15 protein-coding genes are annotated in these 16426 nt (G+C 68.4%); 7 read left to right on the top strand and 8 right to left on the bottom strand.

What is annotated here, in order from left to right:
• The first annotated feature begins 103 nt into the window (after positions 1 to 103).
• Positions 104 to 574 carry a MarR family winged helix-turn-helix transcriptional regulator gene (locus KMS84_RS09880; protein ID WP_256915729.1) on the top strand — a complete coding sequence of 157 codons (471 nt, stop codon included), beginning with the start codon at positions 104 to 106 and terminating at the stop codon, positions 572 to 574.
• 10 nt (positions 575 to 584) lie between these two features.
• Entirely contained in the window at positions 585 to 1037 is a 453-nt protein-coding gene (locus tag KMS84_RS09885; protein ID WP_256915730.1) for a GNAT family N-acetyltransferase, read from the top strand.
• An 82-nt stretch (positions 1038 to 1119) separates the two neighbouring features.
• On the opposite strand, the gene KMS84_RS09890 is transcribed toward KMS84_RS09885, so the two are convergent.
• A complete protein-coding gene (locus KMS84_RS09890) occupies positions 1120 to 2505 on the bottom strand; it encodes a serine hydrolase domain-containing protein (RefSeq protein WP_256915731.1) in 1386 nt (461 codons plus the stop codon).
• A gap of 204 nt (positions 2506 to 2709) precedes the next feature.
• The gene (gene dnaB / locus KMS84_RS09895) at positions 2710 to 4203 is read right to left on the bottom strand and encodes a replicative DNA helicase (RefSeq protein ID WP_256915732.1); all 1494 of its coding nucleotides are present in this window, start codon (positions 4201 to 4203) and stop codon (positions 2710 to 2712) included.
• Positions 4204 to 4662: 459 nt separating this feature from the next.
• Between dnaB and KMS84_RS09900 the strand changes: the two genes are divergently transcribed.
• The gene (locus KMS84_RS09900) at positions 4663 to 6000 is read left to right on the top strand and encodes an MATE family efflux transporter (RefSeq protein ID WP_256915733.1); all 1338 of its coding nucleotides are present in this window, start codon (positions 4663 to 4665) and stop codon (positions 5998 to 6000) included.
• A gap of 121 nt (positions 6001 to 6121) precedes the next feature.
• Here the strand turns inward: KMS84_RS09900 and rplI are convergent, their stop codons facing one another.
• From rplI to rpsF, 4 genes are all read right to left on the bottom strand, one after another.
• On the bottom strand, positions 6122 to 6568 hold the full coding sequence (rplI, locus tag KMS84_RS09905) for a 50S ribosomal protein L9 (RefSeq protein ID WP_256915734.1): 447 nt from the start codon (positions 6566 to 6568) through the stop codon (positions 6122 to 6124).
• Between the two features lie 18 nt (positions 6569 to 6586).
• A complete protein-coding gene (gene rpsR, locus KMS84_RS09910) occupies positions 6587 to 6823 on the bottom strand; it encodes a 30S ribosomal protein S18 (RefSeq protein WP_020130672.1) in 237 nt (78 codons plus the stop codon).
• A gap of 81 nt (positions 6824 to 6904) precedes the next feature.
• Entirely contained in the window at positions 6905 to 7510 is a 606-nt protein-coding gene (locus KMS84_RS09915) for a single-stranded DNA-binding protein (protein ID WP_256915735.1), read from the bottom strand.
• 78 nt (positions 7511 to 7588) lie between these two features.
• Positions 7589 to 7879 (bottom strand): 30S ribosomal protein S6, encoded by a 291-nt coding sequence (rpsF, locus tag KMS84_RS09920; RefSeq protein WP_006604399.1) that lies wholly within the window; start codon positions 7877 to 7879, stop codon positions 7589 to 7591.
• A 286-nt stretch (positions 7880 to 8165) separates the two neighbouring features.
• On the opposite strand from rpsF, the gene KMS84_RS09925 reads away from it, so the two are divergent.
• The 3 genes from KMS84_RS09925 to KMS84_RS09935 all read left to right on the top strand — a co-directional run bounded on the left by KMS84_RS09925 (position 8166) and on the right by KMS84_RS09935 (position 10916).
• Complete coding sequence (locus KMS84_RS09925; protein ID WP_256915736.1) at positions 8166 to 8477, top strand: hypothetical protein; 312 nt, start codon at positions 8166 to 8168, stop codon at positions 8475 to 8477.
• A 210-nt stretch (positions 8478 to 8687) separates the two neighbouring features.
• Positions 8688 to 9809: a peptidoglycan bridge formation glycyltransferase FemX gene (gene femX / locus KMS84_RS09930; protein ID WP_256915737.1), complete on the top strand. Its 1122-nt coding sequence runs from the start codon at positions 8688 to 8690 to the stop codon at positions 9807 to 9809.
• 75 nt (positions 9810 to 9884) lie between these two features.
• Entirely contained in the window at positions 9885 to 10916 is a 1032-nt protein-coding gene (locus tag KMS84_RS09935; protein ID WP_190148210.1) for an alanine racemase, read from the top strand.
• A 127-nt stretch (positions 10917 to 11043) separates the two neighbouring features.
• Here KMS84_RS09935 and KMS84_RS09940 read toward each other — a convergent pair whose 3' ends face one another.
• Both KMS84_RS09940 and KMS84_RS09945 read right to left on the bottom strand, forming a co-directional pair.
• Positions 11044 to 12543: a glycosyltransferase family 87 protein gene (locus KMS84_RS09940; RefSeq protein ID WP_256915738.1), complete on the bottom strand. Its 1500-nt coding sequence runs from the start codon at positions 12541 to 12543 to the stop codon at positions 11044 to 11046.
• A 131-nt stretch (positions 12544 to 12674) separates the two neighbouring features.
• Positions 12675 to 15353 carry a transglycosylase domain-containing protein gene (locus KMS84_RS09945; protein WP_256915739.1) on the bottom strand — a complete coding sequence of 893 codons (2679 nt, stop codon included), beginning with the start codon at positions 15351 to 15353 and terminating at the stop codon, positions 12675 to 12677.
• A gap of 352 nt (positions 15354 to 15705) precedes the next feature.
• Here KMS84_RS09945 and KMS84_RS09950 point away from each other — a divergent pair, with 352 nt between their 5' ends.
• The gene (locus tag KMS84_RS09950; protein ID WP_256915740.1) at positions 15706 to 16389 is read left to right on the top strand and encodes a PadR family transcriptional regulator; all 684 of its coding nucleotides are present in this window, start codon (positions 15706 to 15708) and stop codon (positions 16387 to 16389) included.
• Positions 16390 to 16426: the final 37 nt, after the last annotated feature.

The following is a 16426-nucleotide window of genomic DNA, read 5'->3' on the forward strand; positions in this document are numbered from 1 at the left end:
GTGCTTCCACAATAGTTGCACACGCGGGCTATCGGCAAGCGCCGACAATTGCAGAGGTGCTCTACCCTGGGTGTCAGCCGTTCCGGGACGGAGGAGAAACGCCATGACTGCGACGGACCCCGCGCTCACCGCACTCGCTCAGGGCTGGTGTGCCCTCTCTCTGCTGCACGGGAGGATCGAGGCCCACATCGAACGCGCACTACAGGCGAGCCACGACCTGAGCGTGCGCGAGTACTCCCTGCTCGACGTCCTCAGCAGGCAGCACGAGGGCGACGGCGGCCATCTACAGATGAAGCAGGTGGCCGACGCGGTGGTCCTCAGCCAGAGCGCGACCACCCGGCTGGTGACCCGGCTGGAGGACCGCGGGCTGCTGGAGCGCTACCTGTGCCCCACCGACCGCCGCGGCATCTACACCAACGTCACCGCCGCCGGCCTGACGCTGCTGGGCGAAGCCCGTCCGACCAACGACGCCGCGCTGCGTGAGGCTCTCGACGAGGCTGCCAGGAACCCGGAACTGGCCCCGCTCGTCAAGGTCGTGGAATCCCTCAAGGAGCCGGTGACGCTGCCTGCATAGGGTGGCGGCCATGGGAGATCTTGAGATACGGGCCGCCGTCGCCGAGGACGTCCCCGCGATCGTCGCGATGCTCGCGGACGACGCCCTGGGCGCACAACGTGAGTCACCGGACGACCTCGGCCCTTACCTGGCCGCACTCGAGCGGCTCACCGCCGACCCGAACCAGCGCCTGGTCGTCGCCGTCCGGGAAGGACGCGTGGTCGGCACCCTCCAGCTGACGATCGTCCCGGGCCTGTCCCGGCGGGGCGCGACCCGGTCCATCGTCGAGGGGGTCCGCGTGCACGCCGACGAGCGCGGCAGCGGGCTGGGCACGCGATTCATCGAGTGGGCCATCGAGGAATCACGGCAGGCCGGCTGCCAGTTGGTGCAGCTGACCTCCGACAACACCCGCACCGACGCCCACCGCTTCTACGAACGGCTCGGCTTCGTCGCTTCCCACGTGGGCTTCAAGTTGCAGCTCTGAGAGCCCCGTTCGCAAAGCAGCACATCACGCTCGGCGGGGTGGGCTGTTTCACGTGAAACAGCCCCCCCCCCGCCGCGTGCGTCTAGCCGATCCCCCGCCACCCCGCCGGATCGACGCCCCCGGGCACTGCGGCGCTCTCCTCGTACGGCCGGCGCGTGAACACGAACGACGCCAGGTCGAGGTGCTCCACGCTCCCGTCCGCCCGCCGCACCACCCGCAGGATCTCTCCCGCGTAGTAGCCGTCCAGTCCGGTCCAGGTCCCGTCTCCGTTCGGCCGGAACCGCGAGCGCCTGCCACCGCCGGACACAGGCCCCAGGGACAGCAGCCCGTCGGCGGTCACCCGCAGAGCGATGGGACTGGTTCCCCAGTGCCACTGCCCCGCCAGTTCCAGAATGGAGTCAGCGGCCTCGGACAGAGGCCGCCACGGCTCGGGGATCCGTGGCTCGGACTCGGCGACGATCCGGACGAGATCGGCCGCCACCTGGGACGTCATCAGCCCCGACGTGCAGTTCGCGAGCACGACCGCGGCCACGTCGTCCTCAACGCCTACGAGGAGCGTGGCCAGAAAGCCGGGGACCGAGCCGGAATGGCCGACGAGCAGCCGTCCGTCCCGGTGCTGGATCTGCAGTCCCAGCCCGTACGACGCGCCGTCCGCCAGCTCCGCCGGTCCCGCCGGCGCCGCGGGCGTCCCCATCTCGCGCAGTGTCTCCACGCTCAGCACCCGGTCGTCGCCCCGCGCCAGAAAGACGGCGAACCGCGCGAGGTCGCCGGTGGTGGACCAGAGCTGTCCGGCCGGCGCCATCCGTCCGAAGTCCTCGGCGGGCTCCGGCAGCATGACGTCGGCCCAGGGGTGCACCGCCCAGCCGCCCGCGGCCGGGGCCTGGGGGTGAGCGCTCGTGCGGCGAAGCTCCAGAGGTTCGAGGACTTCGCGCCGCAGCACCTCGTCCCACGGCTCCCCGCGAAGCCGTTCCACCAGTGCCCCCAGCACGGTGTAGCCGGGGTTCGAGTAGTGGAACCGGCGGCCGGCCGGATGCGGGGCCGCCCGTTCGCCCAGGACGTCGGCGAGTTCGGGCCGCAGGGAGCCCGGGGTCCGTTCCCACCACGGACCGGGCGTCTCGGCCGCCAGCCCGCCGGTGTGCGCGAGCAGCTCGGCGATGGTGGCCTCGCCGACGCCCGTCCCGGGCAGGTGCTTCTCCAGCGGGTCGCCGAGATCCAGCAGCCCTTCGTCCCGCAGTCGCAGGACGAGGACGGCGGTGAAGGTCTTGGTGAGGGAGCCGATACGGTACTGCACGTTCTCGTCCGGGCCGTGGCCTTCGACGGAGCTCCGCGCCCCGTGCCACACGGTTCGCCCGCCCCTCACGACGGCGGCGACGAGCGACGGCGCCCGCCCTTCGGTCTGCGCCACGGCGATCCTGTGCAGCAGCGCACGCCGGGTGCCGGGCAGCAGCTCTTCCTGAGGTGTCGTCATGGGGTCAGTCCACCCGGCGCCGCCACCGACGTCGAATCCATTTCGCTCCGGTCGCCCAGGACGTGTCCGCCGACGCGACGTACGTCAGCTCGACACGTCCGCGCGTACCGTCCCCCTGGCCGGGCCCCGGCCCGGAGACCGGCTTGTGCGAGACGACCCCGTGCGCGGCCCAACCCGCGGGCGGGCCCGGGGAGATCGACGGGATCAGGTCTGCGCCATGTCCACGAAGCGTGAGTAGTGACCCTGGAAAGCGACCGTGATCGTGGCCGTGGGGCCGTTACGGTGCTTGCCCACGATGATGTCCGCCTCGCCCGCGCGCGGGGACTCCTTCTCGTAGGCGTCCTCGCGGTGCAACAGGATGACCATGTCGGCGTCCTGCTCGATGGAGCCGGACTCACGCAGGTCGGACACCATCGGCTTCTTGTCCGTGCGCTGCTCGGGACCACGGTTGAGCTGCGAGAGCGCGATCACGGGCACCTCGAGCTCCTTGGCCAGCAGCTTGAGGTTACGGGACATGTCCGAGACCTCCTGCTGACGGCTCTCGGAGCGCTTGGAGCCGCCGGCCTGCATCAGCTGGAGATAGTCGATGATCACGAGCTTGATGTCGTTGCGCTGCTTCAGACGACGGCACTTCGCACGGATCTCCATCATCGACAGGTTCGGGGAGTCGTCGATGTAGAGCGGCGCGGAGGACACCTCGGGCATCCTGCGCGCCAGACGCGTCCAGTCCTCGTCCGTCATCGTGCCCGACCGCATGTGGTGCAGGGCGACCCGGGCCTCCGCGGACAGCAGACGCATCGCGATTTCGTTGCGCCCCATTTCCAGGGAGAAGATGACGCTCGGCAGGTTGTGTTTGATCGACGCCGCACGCGCGAAGTCCAGCGCCAGCGTGGACTTGCCCATGGCGGGACGGGCCGCGATGACGATCATCTGCCCCGGGTGGAGCCCGTTGGTGAGCGAGTCGAGGTCGGTGAAACCGGTGGGGACGCCCGTCATCTCGCCGCTGCGCGAGCCGATCGCCTCGATCTCGTCGAGGGCGCCCTCCATGATGTCGCCGAGCGGGAGGTAGTCCTCGCTGGTGCGCTGCTCGGTGACCGCGTAGATCTCCGCCTGAGCCCGGTTGACGATCTCGTCGACGTCGTCGTCGCCCGCGTATCCCATCTGCGTGATGCGGGTGCCGGCCTCCACCAGGCGGCGCAGGACCGCTCGCTCGTGGACGATCTCCGCGTAGTACTCGGCGTTGGCGGCGGTCGGCACCGTCTGGACAAGGGTGTGCAGATAGGACGCGCCGCCGATCTTGTTGATCTCGCCGCGCTTGGTGAGCTCGGCGGCGATCGTGATCGGGTCGGCCGGCTCGCCCTTGGCGTAGACGTCGAGGATCGCCTGGTAGATCGTCTCGTGCGCGGGCTTGTAGAAGTCGTGGCCCTTGAGCACCTCGACCACGTCGGCGATGGCGTCCTTGGACAGGAGCATGCCGCCGAGGACGGACTGCTCTGCGTCGAGGTCCTGGGGCGGCACCCGTTCGAAGGGGGTTCCCCCGCCTTCCCACTCTCCGGTGTCGCGCCCGCGATCATGCCGGTCGTCCCGGCCACGACCGCCACGGCCGCCGTCACCGTCGCCGCGTCGGCGGGAAGCAGGGAGACGATCGCTGGGGCCGCTGTCGGCCCACGGGTCGTCCAAGGGCTCGGAAATGCTCAACCGAGCCACCTCCTCCCGTCCGCCGAGCGGACCTCGCCGTGCCTCTTTTCTACGGCACGACACTGACAATTGAGAGGCCCAACTCCGTTTGTGGCGCGTCGTTTTTGTGCGGGTTTCTTCGGCCGACGTACGGAGCGGGCGCCGGACCACGGTAGGCCCGCGGGCACCTTCAGCCAATCTGGTTATCCACAGGGCATGTGGACGACGCCCCCAATGCTGTGGACAACCCTGCGAAACCTGTGCACGAGCCGGTGGACAGCCCTGTGAACAAGCCCTCTACTTTTCTTTCCGATCTCCTCTGACCTGCACTTTCCTCATCCACCGGCTGTGCAGAAGAAAAAGTTGCCCTATCGGGCCAAGATCTCTTCGAACGCAGCGCGAGCGGGTGGGCCACCGACGCAGAGGTAAGGGTCACAGGTGGATTGCATCTCTTACCTGTGGACGATTAGATTGGTGCTCATGACACAGGCTCCCGCGCCCCCCAAGGCCGCCCGGCGACAGCACGACCGAGAGATCGTCGCACTGGCCGTCCCGGCGTTCGGCGCGCTGGTCGCCGAGCCGCTGTTCGTGATGGCCGACAGCGCCATCGTGGGGCACCTGGGCACCGCCCAGCTGGCCGGTCTCGGCGTCGCCTCGGCTCTTCTCACCACAGCCGTCAGTGTCTTCGTCTTCCTCGCCTACGCCACCACCGCCGCCGTCGCGCGCCGCGTGGGCGCCGACGACCTTCCGGCGGCCATTCGGCAGGGTATGGACGGCATCTGGCTGGCGCTCCTGCTCGGAGCCGTGGTGATCGCGGCCGTTCTGCCCACCGCCCCGACCCTCGTGCAGCTCTTCGGCGCCTCGGACACGGCGGCTCCCTATGCGACGACCTATCTGCGCATCTCGGCTCTCGGCATCCCGGCCATGCTCGTCGTGCTGGCATCGACCGGTGTGCTGCGCGGCCTCCAGAACACGAGAACACCTCTCTATGTCGCCGTCGCGGGGTTTCTCGCCAACGCCGTTCTGAACGCCGCCCTCGTCTACGGGGCCGGTCTGGGCATCGCCGGCTCCGCCTGGGGCACCGTCATCGCCCAGTGGGGCATGGCCGTGGTCTACCTCGTGGTGGTCGTACGAGGAGCCCGCCGCCACGGCGCGTCCCTGCGACCCGACGCAGCGGGCATCAAGGCGTCTGCCCAGGCGGGCGCCCCCCTACTGGTACGCACGCTCTCGCTGCGAGCGATCCTTCTGATCGCCACCGCAGTGGCCGCCCGCCTCGGGGACGACGCCATCGCGGCCCACCAGATCGCTCTGGCCCTGTGGAGCCTGCTCGCCTTCGCCCTAGACGCCATCGCCATCGCGGGGCAGGCCATCATCGGGCGCTACCTCGGCGCCGACGACGCCCAGGGCGCTCGGGACGTCTGCCGACGGATGGTCGAGTGGGGCATCGCCGTAGGGGTCCTCCTCGGCCTGCTGGTCGTGCTCGCCAGACCGCTGTTCCTGCCCCTGTTCACCGGCGATCCGTCCGTGAAGGACGCGGCACTGCCGGCCCTTCTCGTGGTGGCGCTCTCCCAGCCCGTTTGCGGCGTCGTGTTCGTACTGGACGGTGTGCTGATGGGAGCGGGCGACGGACCGTATCTGGCCTGGGCGATGGTGTTCACTCTGGCCGTGTTCACTCCGGCAGCCCTGCTGGTACCGGTTCTCGGAGGCGGTCTCACCGCTGTGTGGGGGGCGATGACGCTGATGATGGTCGTGCGGATGCTGACCCTCTGGGTGCGCGCTCGCTCCGGCCGCTGGGTCGTCACCGGCGCGGCTCGCTGACCGTTTCACGTGAAACGGACGGCGGGCCCCGGTGCCGCGTTTCACGTGAAACGCGGCAAGCGGAAGGGGCCGCACCCCGTGGGTACGGCCCCTTCGTGGCTCTTCGAGCCGAACGCGGCGATCAGGCCGCGACAACCTCGATGCTGACCTTGGCGGCAACCTCGGGGTGCAGACGCACGGACGTCTCGTGGGCGCCCAGCGTCTTGATCGGCGAGCCGAGCTCGATGCGGCGCTTGTCGACCTCGGGGCCACCGGAAGCCTTGATCGCCGAAGCGACGTCGGCCTGGGTGACGGAACCGAAGAGACGACCGGCGTCGCCGGAGCGAACGGCCAGACGGACCTTGACGCCCTCGAGCTGGGCCTTCACAGCGTTGGCCTGCTCGATGGTCTGGATCTCGTGGATCTTGCGAGCACGACGGATCTGCTCGACGTCCTTCTCGCCGCCCTTGGTCCAGCGGATCGCGAAGTTCCGCGGGATCAGGTAGTTGCGAGCGTAGCCGTCCTTGACGTCGACGACGTCGCCAGCGGCACCGAGGCCGGAGACCTCGTGGGTGAGGATGATCTTCATTTGTCGGTCACCCTTCCCTTATCGCGCCTGGGCGGTGTAGGGCAGCAGCGCCATCTCACGGCTGTTCTTCACGGCCGTGGCGACGTCACGCTGGTGCTGCGTGCAGTTGCCGGTCACGCGGCGGGCACGGATCTTGCCGCGGTCGGAAATGAACTTCCGCAGCATGTTCGTGTCCTTGTAGTCCACGTACGTGACCTTGTCCTTGCAGAATGCGCAGACCTTCTTCTTAGGCTTGCGCACAGGCGGCTTCGCCATGGTGTTTCTCCTGTGTGATCAAGAAGTGGGGATACGACCCGCCCTCAACCCGACCGGGCCCGGACATCCGGGCCCGTGGGCCTAGAAGGGGGGTTCGTCCGAGTAGCCGCCGCCGCTGCCGCTGCCGCCGCCGGAGTTTCCACCCCAGCCGCCGCCACCGCCACTGCCGCCCTGGTTGCCACCGGCGGGAGCGCCGGTCGCCCACGGGTCGTCGGCGGGAGCGCCGCCGCCCTGCTGGCCGCCGCCGGAGTTCCCACCCCAGCTGCCGCCACCCTGGCCGCCACCGCCGCCGTAACCACCCTGGCCGCCCTGGCCACCGCGGCCGGAAGCCTTGGTGACCTTGGCCGTGGCACTGCGAAGGCTGGCGCCGACTTCCTCGACGTCCAGCTCGTAGACCGTGCGCTTGACGCCCTCACGGTCCTCGTAGGACCGCTGCTTCAGCCGGCCCTGCACGATGACGCGCATGCCTCGCTGAAGCGACTCCGCGACGTTCTCCGCCGCCTGACGCCAGACCGAGCAGGTCAGGAACAGGCTCTCGCCGTCCTTCCACTCGTTCGTCTGGCGGTCGAAGGTGCGGGGAGTGGACGCGACACGGAACTTCGCGACCGCCGCACCGGAGGGGGTGAAGCGCAGCTCGGGGTCGTCGACAAGATTGCCGACAACCGTGATGACGGTCTCGCCTGCCATGGGGGAACCTCTCGGCGGGTTTGCTGCTGGCTGCTAGTGCTGCTACTCAGAATCCCGAGATCGGCTGAGCTCGTGAGCTCAGTGGGTCTCGGGACGGAGGACCTTGGTCCGGAGGACCGACTCGTTCAGGTTCATCTGGCGGTCGAGCTCCTTGACGACCGCAGGCTCGGCCTGCAGGTCGATGACCGAGTAGATGCCCTCGGGCTTCTTCTTGATCTCGTACGAGAGACGACGGCGGCCCCAGGTGTCGACCTTCTCGACCTTTCCGTTGCCCTCGCGGACGACGGAGAGGAAGTTCTCGATCAGCGGGGAGACAGCGCGCTCCTCGAGATCGGGGTCGAGGATGACCATCACTTCGTAGTGACGCATGTGGAACCCACCTCCTTTGGACTCAGCGGCCACGGTCGATCCGTGGCAGGAGGGTTGTGATGCGTACGCAACGGTATCGGCCGCCACTGACAATGGGGGTCGGCAGGCGACTTCCCCGGTCTGAGCTGGGTGGACTCCCTGGCTCTGGCTGGGCAGACACCGGTGCAGAGGGTACAGACTACCTGCACACGCGCTTCCGGTTGAAATCCGGCGTGGTTGACCCTCAATCTGTACACGTCGGGTGTGTATGGCGCTACGATGCGCCGCGTTCCGCAGGAGGTGCCCTATGGCACAGACATTGCGACCGAACACCGCCGGTTCTCTCTTCGCCACCGACGGCAAGCCCCATCCCCTCCAGGACACGCTGCTCGCGGTGACGCTGGTGCTGGGTGTGACGGCCTTCATCACGTCGTTCTTCTACAGCCTGCATCTGCTCAGCTCCTGGGCCGGACTCGTGGGAATCCTGACCGGCGCCTACGGGCAGTGGATCTCCGAGACCACGCGCGAGCGTTTCGGCCTCATTCTCGGTCTCGGCGCCTCGGGCGTCGGTTTCTTCCTCGGCATGGCGCACGGCGGGCTCTTCGGCGGAATCTGGTGACCTCACCGGCACCGGCCCGGACACCGGCGACCCCGCCCTCCCCGAAGGGCTCGTAGGCGCCTGTGGACCCACACGCCACGCCCCGGCCGCACGAAGGCCGGGGCGCAGGTGGCGTACGCCCAGTGAGGCCGCTCGCACGGCGCAGTAGGCTTCGGCGCGAGAGCCGGAGCCCCTACCCATGGGGACACCCCAGCCCGAGGAGCGCCCCGAATGAGCCTGACCCTGAGGACGATCAGCCGCGAGCAGCATCTGGCATACATCCAGAGCCTGCCGTCGGCGAGCCACATGCAGGTTCCGGCCTGGGCCGATGTCAAGGCCGAGTGGCGTTCGGAGAACCTCGGCTGGTTCGACGAACGAACCGGTGAACTGGTCGGCGCGGGTCTGGTCCTTTACCGCCAACTTCCCAAGATCAAGCGCTACTTGGCCTACCTGCCCGAGGGCCCGGTCATCAACTGGTACGCGCCGAACCTGACGGAGTGGCTGGAGCCGATGCTCGCGCACCTCAAGCAGCAGGGCGCGTTCTCGGTGAAGATGGGCCCGCCGGTGATCATCCGCCGCTGGGAGGCAACGTCCATCAAGGCCGGCATCCAGAGCCCCGACGTGAAGCGGCTGCGCGACATCGAGGCCGACTTCATCGAGCCGCGCGCGTTCGAGGTGGCCGACAAGCTGCGCCGCATGGGCTGGCAGCAGGGCGAGGACGGCGGCGCCGGCTTCGGTGACGTCCAGCCGCGCTACGTCTACCAGGTGCCGCTGGCGAACCGCTCGCTCGAAGAGGTCCACAAGAACTTCAACCAGCTGTGGCGACGCAACATCAAGAAGGCCGAGAAGGCCGGCGTCGAGGTCGTCCAGGGCGGCTACCACGACCTCGAGGAATGGCAGCGGCTGTACGAGATCACGGCGGTCCGCGACCACTTCCGGCCGCGCCCCCTGTCCTACTTCCAGCGGATGTGGACGGCCCTCAACACCGAGGACCCCAACCGCATGCGGCTGTACTTCGCCCGGCACAACGGCGTGAACCTGTCGGCGGCCACCATGCTGATCGTGGGCGGTCACGTCTGGTACTCCTACGGGGCCTCCGACAACATCGGCCGGGAGTTCCGTCCCTCGAACGCGATGCAGTGGCGCATGCTGCGCGACGCCTACGCGCTGGGCGCCACCGTCTACGACCTGCGCGGCATCTCCGACTCACTGGACGAGACCGATCACCTCTTCGGCCTGATCCAGTTCAAGGTCGGCACGGGCGGTCAGGCCGCGGAGTACCTCGGTGAGTGGGACTTCCCGCTGAACAAGCTGCTCCACAAGGCGCTCGACATCTACATGTCGCGCCGCTGACGTCAGTGCACTGATTCCACAACCTCCGACGCACCTCCCCACACGGCAGCCACGAGAAAGGTCCCGGGTCCGGCCATGGCGCTCACGCTCTACGTCGACACCGCGCGCTGGCGGGCGCACCACAAGCACGTGCAGGAGCAGTTCCCGGGGCTCGTACCCGTCTGCAAGGGCAACGGCTACGGCTTTGGACACGACCGGCTGGCGGAGGAGGCCACCCGGCTGGGCTCGGACGTCCTCGCCGTCGGCACGACGTACGAGGCCGCGCGCATCAAGGACTTCTTCGGCGGCGACCTGCTGGTGCTGACGCCCTACCGGCGCGGCGAGGAGCCGGTGCCGCTGCCCGACCGGGTCGTGCGCTCGGTGTCGTCGGTGGACGGCGTGTACGGCCTCGTGGGCGCGCGGGTGGTCATCGAGGTGATGTCCTCGATGAAGCGGCACGGGATCAGCGAGCAGGACCTGCCGCAGCTGCACTCCGCCATCGAGAACGTGCGGCTGGAGGGATTCGCCATCCACCTGCCGCTGGACCGCACCGACGGCTCCGACGCCGTCGAGGAGGTCATCGGCTGGATGGACCGGCTGCGCGCGGCCCGCCTGCCGCTGCACACGATGTTCGTCAGCCACCTCAAGGCCGACGAACTCGCGCGGCTCCAGCAGCAGTTCCCGCAGACGCGCTTCCGCGCGCGCATCGGCACGCGGCTGTGGCTGGGGGACCACGAGGCCACGGAGTACCGCGGCGCGGTCCTGGACGTCACGAAGGTCACCAAGGGCGACCGGTTCGGGTACCGGCAGCAGAAGGCCGCCTCGGACGGCTTCCTGGTGGTCGTGGCGGGCGGTACGTCGCACGGGGTGGGCCTGGAGGCCCCCAAGGCGCTGCACGGCGTCATGCCCCGCGCCAAGGGCGTCGCCCGGGCCGGCCTGGCCACGGTGAACCGGAACCTGTCGCCGTTCGTGTGGGGCGGCAAGCAGCGTTGGTTCGCCGAGCCGCCGCACATGCAGGTGTCGATCCTGTTCGTGCCGTCGGACGCTCCCGAGCCGCACGTCGGCGATGAGCTCGTGGCCCATCTGCGGCACACCACCACGCAGTTCGACCGGATCGTGGACCGCTGAGCGGAGGGGGACCGGTCGAGCATCCCTGAGACAGCGAAAAGAGGCCGTACGCGGATCACGCGTACGGCCTCTCTCGCGTCCGATGCGCCCGTCCGGTGCCGGACGGACACGGCACCAGGATGTTCGCTCAGGGCGAACTGTCGACGGCGTCCTGCTTGCCCCACTCCACCTGCGGACCGTCGAAGTGGGAGGCGTGTCGGGGCGGGTGCGCCGCGGCGCCGAGAACGAAGACGTCTTCCGCTCCGTCCAGCACACCGCCCGAGGGGTCGTCCTCGCCGGCTCGTCGTACGACGTCCCGTTCCGGCATGAGGATGTCCCGGACGATCACACCGCACAGGTAGAGCGTCCCCAGCAGGTGCACGCCGATGACCCAGTGGTAGCCGTCGGTCGGCAGTCCCTTGTGCGCGTCTCCGCTCATCGTGTACGCGAGGTACATCCAGATGCCGAGGAAGTAGACGACTTCGCACGCCTGCCAGATCAGGAAGTCCCGCCACTTGGGCCGGGCCAGCACGGCCAGCGGCACCAGCCACAGCACGTACTGCGGCGAGTAGACCTTGTTGGTGACGATGAAGGCCGCCACGATCAGGAAGGCCAGCTGGGCGAAGCGGGGTCGGCGGGGGGCGGTGAGCGCCAGGGCCGCGATGCCCACGGCGCACAGGACGACGAGGAGCGTGGCCAGGGTGTTGACGCTGTCGGTGGTGAGCGGGTCGCTGGAGTTCTGGGCCAGGATCAGCCAGAACGAGCCGAAGTCGACGCCTCGTTCCTGGCTGAACCGGTAGAACTTCGACCAGCCCTCGAAGGCGAAGAGCATGACCGGCAGGTTCACCACCAGCCAGGAGACGACCGCGCCGCCCAGCGCCTTGCCGAAGTCCCGCCACTTGCCCGCGCGCCAGCACAGCACGAACAGGGGGCCGAGCAGGAAGACGGGATAGAGCTTGGCGGCCGTCGCAAGCCCCAGCAGGACCCCGAAGGCCAGGGACCGGCCGCGGGACCACATGAGCATCGCCGCGGCCGTCAGGGCGACCGCCAGGAGGTCCCAGTTGATCGTGGCGGTCAGCGCGAAGGCAGGGGCCAGGGCGATCAGCAGACCGTCCCAGGGGCGCCGAGCGTGCGTCCGGGTCACGCAGACGGCGATGACGGCCGCGCAGGCCATCAGCATCCCCGCGTTGACGATCCAGTACCACTGCTCCTGGTCCTGGATGCTGCCCCCGCCCGGCGTCAGCCAGTTGGCCACCTCCATGAACACACCGGTGAGTACCGGGTACTCCAGGTAGTCCATGTCGCCGGGGAGCTTGTCGAAGTACGGCACGAGTCCGTCGGCGAAGCCACGCCCCTGGTAGAGGTGCGGGATGTCCGAATAGCAGGCGTGCGTGTACTGGGTGGTGGCTCCGAAGAACCAGCCCCCGTTGTAGCAGGGCGCCTTCTGGATCAGTCCGAGGGCGAACATCCCGATCGCCACGAGCGCGATGATGCGGACGGGAGTCCACCAGGAGGTCCCCAGCAGGGCCCGTCGGCCGATGGGGCCGCCGATCAGCTCACTGCCGGCCGCGGCCACCGGGTCGTCGCTGGTCGGCTTTACCGGATCCGGCTCGTGCACGCGCGCCGGCGAGGATTCTGCACTGGGCATGGGCGCCATCCTGCCGTACCGGGCTGAGAAAAAGCCGAGGGCCGCCCCACCTGGTGCGGTGGAGCGGCCCTCGTTTCACGTGAAACATGCGCATGTTTCACGTGAAACAGGCAAGCCGGGCGAGGGCACGGTCACCCGCCGGGGCCTCCGAAGAAGCCGCCGTTTGTGTTGCCTCTGTTGTCTCCCTGGGACTCGGACGGGCTGGGTGAGGGGCTTGTGTCTCCCGTGCCGCCGTTGCCATTGCCGTTGCTCGTGCCGCCGTCGTTCTGACAGCCGAAGAACTTGTTGCAGGTCTCGGACGCCGACGGTGACGGCTCGACCGCAGACTTGCTCGGCGACGGGGAAGGCGACGGCTTCTCCTCCTCGGTCTCGGTGGCCGAGGGAGTCGGGGTCGGCGACGGTTCCGCGTTGACGACCTCACCGATGGGCTGGGGCTCCGGGAAGTCCTTCGCCGGCGTGCCCTTCAGCGCATCGAGCATGTAGTCGTGCCAGATCTGCGCCGGGAACGAGGCGCCGTGGATCTTCTTCTGGCCACCGGTACCGAACATCTTCAGGAACGTACGGTCCTTCTTGGACTCGTCGTCGTCGTAGCGGAACATCGTGACCGCCGTCGACAGCTGCGGGGTGTAGCCCACGAACCATGCCGACTTGTTGCCGTCGGTGGTACCGGTCTTGCCCGCGACCTCACGGCCCGGCAGCTGGGCGTTGGTGCCGGTGCCCTTCTCGACCACGGTCTTCAGGACGTCGGTCACGTTGTCGGCGACCTTGTCCGTGAACGCCTGCTGCGTCTGGGTCTTGTGCGTGAAGATCTGGCCCTTCTCGCTCGTGACCTTCTCCACCGAGTACGGATCGCGCTGCTTGCCGCTGGCGGCGAAGGTGGCGTAGGCGCCGGCCATCCGGATCGCGCTCGGGTCGGAGATGCCGATCGAGAACGACGGGAAGCCGCTGTTGGTCAGGCTGGACTCCTTCAGGCCCGCCTTGACGGCGGAGTCCTTCACCTTGTCCAGACCGACGTCCATGCCGAGCTGCACGAAGGCGGAGTTCACGGACTCGCGCATCGCCTCCCTCAGGTCGATCTTGTAGTCGGGCGGGTTCCCCAGAGAGACGTTGCCGTCATTGGTCTGGAGCCACTCCTCGCCCTTCTCGTTCTTCCAGATCGAGTCGTCGTAGTTCCTGATCTTGAGCTTGTTCTGTCCGCTGAACAGGCTCTTCGGCGAGACGATGGTGCGCTCGTCCTGGGCCTGCGAGGACCCCAGGTCCGGGTCGCGCACGCCCCAGGTCATCGCGGCGGCCAGCACGAACGGCTTGAACGTCGAACCGACCTGGGCGCCGGTCTGGTCGGCGTTGTCCGTGAAGTGCTTGGTCGCGTCCTCACCGCCGTAGATGGCCCGGATGGCGCCGGTGTCCGGCTCCACGGAGGCCCCGCCGAACTGCACGTGCGTGTCCGTGTCGGGGCGCTGCTCCGGCTTGATGTTGGCGTCCCGGACCTTCTTCACCGACGCCTGCAACTGGTTGACCTTGTTCTTGTCGAAGGTCGTGTAGATCGAGAAGCCGCCCTGCTGCAGCGTGTCCTGGGTGACCCCGGTCTCCTTGCTGTGGGTCACCAGGTAACCGTTGGCCAGGTCGACGAGGTAGCCGATCTGGCCCTTCAGATCGGTGTTCGACCGGGGGTTCTGCCACTTGGGGAGCGTGCTGTACTTCGCCCGCACCGACGCGTCGAGATGGCCGTACTCGACCATCTTGTCGAGGGTGTCCTGCATCTGGCGCAGGGCCCGCTTGCTGTTGGCCGCGGGCGTGGCGCCGACCGAGTCGACGGACGTCGCGCCCGCCGGGTCGTAGTACGTGGCGCCCTTCAGCATGGCCGCGAGGAACGCGCACTCACCCGGGTCGAGCTTGATCGCGTCCTTGTTGAAGTAGGCGCGCGCGGCGGCCTGGATCCCGTAGGCGTTGCGCCCGTAGTACGCGGAGTTCAGGTAGCCGGCCATGATCTGGTCCTTGTCGACCTCCGCGCCCACCTTTATGGACACGAAGATCTCCTTGAACTTGCGGGAGATCGTCTGCGACTGGTCGTTCAGCATGGCGTTCTTGACGTACTGCTGGGTGATCGTGGAGCCACCCTGCGTCTGGCCGCCCCGGGCCATGTTGAACACGGCGCGGGCGATGCCCTTGGGGTCGATGCCGCTGTCGTCGTAGAAGGTCTTGTTCTCCTGCGAGATCACCGCCCAGCGCATCTCCTCCGGGATCTGCGAGAGGTCGATGTTCTGCCGGTTCGTCTCACCACCGGTGGCAACCATCTGGCTGCCGTCCTTCCAGTAGTAGACGTTGTTCTGCGCCGTGGCCGTCTTGGCGATGTCCGGGATGCCGACCATGGCGTACCCGATGCCCGCGACGGCCACCAGGCTGCCGACGAAACCGACGAACAGACCCGCGACGAGCTTCCACGAGGGCATCCAGCGCTGCCAGCCGTACTTGTCGGCGCGCGGGTAGTCGATCAGGCGCTTGCGGTCCGGGGCCGAGCGTCCTCTGCCCCGTCCGGGGCCGCTCTGACCGCCGCGGCGGCCCGCCGCGGGCTCGGCTGCTCTGCGCCTGCTGCCGCCCGCACTCCTCTGGGACTCGCGTCGGGCGTCGGCGCGGCTGCCGATCGGCTGGTCCTCGCCTCCGGTTCCATGGCCCAACCCGTAGTCGGCAGGCGTTCCGGTGGCGCCTCGCGGTGCCGCGCGGCGGCCGGAGGACGCACCGGACTGGCCGCGTCGGGCCGCGGCACGTCCGCCTCCCTGCGGCTGCGGCGGTTTGCGACGGTGCTCGCTCATCGAACGATTACTCCTCGGGCAGGCGCATCCGTGCGCGCCTGGAAAAGGCGGCTGGTTTCCTGTCCCCCCGATGTACGGATGCGGTCGCTTGCGCATTCACCCGTACGGCACCGAGGACCTCGACGCCCCCCGGCGTCTCATGGGTCCCGGTGGTGTGCATGGCGCACAGACTACGCACCGCCAAAACCTGCCCAGCCCTGAAGTTCACCCCAAATCAGGCAAGTCGCCTGCAACGAATCAGTGATGTGATCCCGTTCACCATCCCCCCTCTTGTCGCATCCGGAAGGCCGTTCTATCGTCTAGATGTATCGAGTCGATACATCAGCGCGGCATAAGGCGAGAGGAGGCGACGATGAGCCGGCGTTCCGGCATCCTTGAGTTCGCCGTCCTCGGCCTGCTGCGCGAGTCCCCCATGCACGGCTACGAGCTGCGCAAACGACTCAATACGTCTTTGGGCGTGTTCCGTGCGTTCAGCTACGGCACGCTCTACCCCTGCCTCAAGACGCTGGTCGCCAACGGCTGGTTGATCGAGGAGCCGGGGAGCACCCCGGAGGACGCCCTCGCCGCTCCACTCGCAGGGCGACGCGCCAAGATCGTCTATCGGTTGACGGCGGAGGGCAAGGAGCATTTCGAGGAGCTCCTGTCCCAGACGGGTCCCGACGCGTACGAGGACGAGACCTTCGCCGCTCGTTTCGCCTTCTTCGGCCAGACGTCCCGTGATGTGCGCATGCGCGTGCTGGAGGGGCGTCGCAGCCGGCTGGAGGAACGTCTGGAGAAGATGCGCTCCTCTCTGGCACGCACCCGGGAGCGCCTCGACGACTACACGCTTGAGCTCCAGCGCCACGGAATGGAGTCCGTGGAGCGCGAAGTGCGCTGGCTGAACGAGCTCATCGAGAGCGAGCGGGCCGGACGGGACCTGAAGGGTCCACCGTCCGGGGGGTCCGCTCAGCAGCACACCACATCTGGATCGACGGGCGGCCTGCCCCGCCCCGGGGACACCCCCGGGACGGATTCGCCCGACGAAACCGCCACGTGAGCGCCTGTTCAGGGCCTCACTCGTACACACAGGGAGC

The sequence above is a fragment of the Streptomyces hilarionis genome, assembly GCF_024539675.1.
GTDB classification, from domain to species: domain Bacteria; phylum Actinomycetota; class Actinomycetes; order Streptomycetales; family Streptomycetaceae; genus Streptomyces; species Streptomyces hilarionis.

Excerpts from the sequence above, each read along its gene's own strand:
- rpsR (WP_020130672.1), bottom strand. The coding sequence starts at position 6,823 with ATGGCGAAGCCGCCTGTGCGCAAGCCTAAGAAGAAGGTCTGCGCATTC.
- rplI (WP_256915734.1), bottom strand. The coding sequence starts at position 6,568 with ATGAAGATCATCCTCACCCACGAGGTCTCCGGCCTCGGTGCCGCTGGC.
- KMS84_RS09940 (WP_256915738.1), bottom strand. The coding sequence starts at position 12,543 with ATGCCCAGTGCAGAATCCTCGCCGGCGCGCGTGCACGAGCCGGATCCG.
- KMS84_RS09900 (WP_256915733.1), top strand. The coding sequence starts at position 4,663 with ATGACACAGGCTCCCGCGCCCCCCAAGGCCGCCCGGCGACAGCACGAC.
- KMS84_RS09885 (WP_256915730.1), top strand. The coding sequence starts at position 585 with ATGGGAGATCTTGAGATACGGGCCGCCGTCGCCGAGGACGTCCCCGCG.
- KMS84_RS09945 (WP_256915739.1), bottom strand. The coding sequence starts at position 15,353 with ATGAGCGAGCACCGTCGCAAACCGCCGCAGCCGCAGGGAGGCGGACGT.
- KMS84_RS09935 (WP_190148210.1), top strand. The coding sequence starts at position 9,885 with ATGGCGCTCACGCTCTACGTCGACACCGCGCGCTGGCGGGCGCACCAC.
- KMS84_RS09880 (WP_256915729.1), top strand. The coding sequence starts at position 104 with ATGACTGCGACGGACCCCGCGCTCACCGCACTCGCTCAGGGCTGGTGT.
- femX (WP_256915737.1), top strand. The coding sequence starts at position 8,688 with ATGAGCCTGACCCTGAGGACGATCAGCCGCGAGCAGCATCTGGCATAC.
- KMS84_RS09890 (WP_256915731.1), bottom strand. The coding sequence starts at position 2,505 with ATGACGACACCTCAGGAAGAGCTGCTGCCCGGCACCCGGCGTGCGCTG.
- KMS84_RS09950 (WP_256915740.1), top strand. The coding sequence starts at position 15,706 with ATGAGCCGGCGTTCCGGCATCCTTGAGTTCGCCGTCCTCGGCCTGCTG.
- rpsF (WP_006604399.1), bottom strand. The coding sequence starts at position 7,879 with ATGCGTCACTACGAAGTGATGGTCATCCTCGACCCCGATCTCGAGGAG.
- KMS84_RS09925 (WP_256915736.1), top strand. The coding sequence starts at position 8,166 with ATGGCACAGACATTGCGACCGAACACCGCCGGTTCTCTCTTCGCCACC.
- KMS84_RS09915 (WP_256915735.1), bottom strand. The coding sequence starts at position 7,510 with ATGGCAGGCGAGACCGTCATCACGGTTGTCGGCAATCTTGTCGACGAC.